Origin of the sequence: Novosphingobium sp. B-7, assembly GCF_000410615.1 — a bacterium.
In the GTDB taxonomy this organism is placed as follows: Bacteria; Pseudomonadota; Alphaproteobacteria; order Sphingomonadales; family Sphingomonadaceae; genus Novosphingobium; species Novosphingobium capsulatum.
In genome coordinates, this window is the sequence record NZ_APCQ01000196.1 from 1 (window position 1) to 2,974 (window position 2,974).

At 68.0% G+C, this 2,974-nt stretch carries 2 protein-coding genes and 1 riboswitch; both genes read right to left on the reverse strand.

Going from position 1 to position 2,974, the window contains the following annotated elements; genetic code table 11:
* The coding region (locus H926_RS0102200; protein WP_022674846.1) for an ABC transporter substrate-binding protein at positions 1–464 on the reverse strand (464 nt) is incomplete at its 3' end.
* A gap of 33 nt (positions 465–497) precedes the next feature.
* Positions 498–2,378 (reverse strand): TonB-dependent siderophore receptor, encoded by a 1,881-nt coding sequence (locus H926_RS0102205; protein WP_022674847.1) that lies wholly within the window; start codon positions 2,376–2,378, stop codon positions 498–500.
* Positions 2,379–2,487: 109 nt separating this feature from the next.
* Positions 2,488–2,684, reverse strand: a riboswitch (cobalamin riboswitch).
* Positions 2,685–2,974 lie beyond the last annotated feature (290 nt).

The following is a 2,974-nucleotide window of genomic DNA, read 5'->3' on the forward strand; positions in this document are numbered from 1 at the left end:
GGCTGCCCGGCCCAGCCGGCCAGGCTGCGCACCTGGGCGCGCGCGGCATCGAGCGATTCGGCAATGCCCACCGTTTCCACGCGCAGGCCCAGCCCGCGCAACGCCGCCAGCGTGGCCGGATCGGCATAAGTGCTGGTCACCACCAGATCGGGATGCAGCGCCAGCACGCTTTCTACCGCGCCATCGGTGGTGGCAAAGCGCATGGCCTGCGCCACGTCCATCGAGGTTTGTGCCGGATCGCGGCTGTAGGAAGACAGCGCCAGGATCTGCGCGGGATCGGCCACTTCTGCCAGGATCGCATCGCTGCAAGGGTTGAGCGACACGATCCGGGGCAGACGATCGGTGGCCTGCGGATCGGCGGGGGGCACCTGCGCGCACCCGCCCAGCATCAGCGCCAGCACCACGGCACCGCGCCCCATGCGCCGGCAGAGCAAGGCAAAGTCAGGCACGATGCGGCCGCTCACGGCAAAGCCATTCCTCCAACCGGCGCAACGCCATCAGTACCGCAGGCGAACGCCACCGAACACGGAACGACCCAGCGCGCCATAGCCCGCTGCCGTCACCAGCGGCCGATCGAACACGTTTTCCACCCGGCCGAAAAGTTCGGCCTGATGAAGGATCGGCAAACTGGCGCGCACGGTGGTGACGCTACCGCCCGCCAACTTGATCGAATTGGCCGCGTTGTCAAAACTTTCCGACTGGAAGCGCAGGTCTGCGGCCAGGGCCAGGCCGGCCCAGGGCGTGGTCCAATCGAGCGAGGTGGTCAGCGCGTGGCGCGGGCGGCGCGCCAGGTCGTTGCCGAACGTGGCGGCGCCAGGCGTGCGGTCGGTCGCCTCGGTATAGGCATAGGCGATCGTGCCCTTGACCTGGCTGCTGAGCGCGGCGCCCACATCGAGCTCGACGCCTTGCGCGCGCGCCTTGCCGACGTTGTCATAGACGCCATAGGTATGGCCCTGGCACAGCGCGGTTTGCGCCATGAAGCACGAGACATAGGCGATGAGGTTGCGGGTATCGCGGCGGAACAGCGTGACGCCGGCATGGAAGCCGCCATCCTGGCTGGCATAGACCACGCCCAGGTCATAGCTGCGGCTGCGTTCGGGAGCGAGCGCGGCATTGCCGTAATCGGGCGAGAGCATCTGATAGAGCGTGGGCGCGCGGAAGCCTTCGCCATAGCTGGCATTGAGGCGCAGCCCGCGCACCACTTCCACCGTGCCGTTGGCCCCCAGGCTGACATTGCTGCCGAACTGGCTCTGTTCGTCATAGCGCACGCCGGCGGCGAGGCTGGCCTTGGCGGTGTACCAGCCGAGCATGGCATGGCCGCTGGTCAGATGCGCGTTCTGGCGCGTGTCATAGGTGCTGTCGAACCGGGTCCATTCGCGATCCGCCCCGAAATCGATCGCGAAATCAGCAGGCAGGCTATAGCGGCCGTTCAATTCCACCCGCTCGCTGCGGCCGTTGTAGCCATATTCGAACGCGTTGTCGGCCCCGCCGGTGTAATAGCGGCGGCGCGTGTCGGACAGGGCATAGCCAGCGTCGAGCGTCAGCGGACCGCCGGCATAGTGCAGCCCGGCGCGGCCGAAGAACTGCCGCGTGGTGGTGTATTCCGGGGTATCGGCAAAGACATAATCGGGCGCGGGATAGCCATCGATCTGGGTCTTGCCATCGGCATAGCGGGCATTGGCGACCAGCGACAGCGTTTCGGTGAGGTTGACCCGCGCCTTGCCGCCCACGCGCCACTGGTCATAGCCATCGCGCTCGGTCCCGCTGGCAGCGGCCGAAACGCCATCGGTGGTGGCATAGCCGCCATCGATCGAGAACGCATAGCGATCGCGCTTCACGCCGGCGACAGCATCGGCATCATAGCTGCGGCGCGAGCCGGCCTCGGCCGAGGCTTCGACGCCGTCGATTTCACGCGTGGTCACCGCGATCACCCCACCAATGGCAGAGCTGCCCCAGACCACCGAGTTGGAGCCGCGCAGCACTTCGATCCGTTCGATCCCGCCACTCGTCAGCGTGCCGAAGTCAAACCCGCCCGATGGCGCCGAAGGATCTTCCACGCGCACGCCATCGACCAGCACCAGGGTGTGCTGCCCTTCCCCCCCGCGCAGGCGCACGGCGGTTTGTGCGCCCAGCCCGCCGGTGCGCGACCAGGTCAGGCCCGGCACGCGATCGAGCACGCGGGTCAGGTCAACGCCCTGCACCGCCTCGATCGTCTGCAACTGCAACACGGTGATGGCCTGGCCGGTCTGGTCGAGCGACAGGTCGTTGCCGGTGGCCAGCACGGTGATCTGCGCGCCATCGGTGACGGGGGCTTCATCGGCATAGGCAGGGGCGGCCAGCATCATGGCAGTGGCCAGCGCAACAAGCGATGTCTTCACGGTTCTTTTCCTCCCGGCCCATGGACAGTCTTGCCGTCCATGGCGCGAGGGTCCGCCGGGCCCTGGCGGAAGACTCGTCACGCTTGCGCCCGGTACACCCCGCCCGGCCGCGGAACGACCACACACCGGCAGGTTTCCTGGCTCATCCGAAGTCAACGCGACACGCCGGCCTTCCCAGCCCGCCAGGGGCCAGTGGCGCGCAAGGGCGCGGCGCTCGTCCGGAAACAGTTGCGGGGGCAGCGCCGGCTGGTTCCGGCTTCCCTCTTAGCCCGCATGGTTGCGGGCACCGGTGGCGTCAGGCGGGGCGGATAGCGACACCTGCACCAAGGGGCAAGCCCGCAGCCGTGATTAACCAAGGGGTAGCAGGCTGTGCCTTATCGGGACGAGGACGATTCCTGCCGTGCATGGTTGCAGTGCAACGCGTAACGCACCATGGCGCAGACCAAGCCTGCCCTGTTTCACGCCCTATGCCAGACCCGATTCCCTTCACCGGCGCCACGCCCACCCTTCCGCCCGAGGCGCTGATGCCGCCGCCGGGGCCGGAAGAGCGCGTCGCCCTGGCCGGGCAGCGGCAGGCCGATGGCGCGCTGATCGCG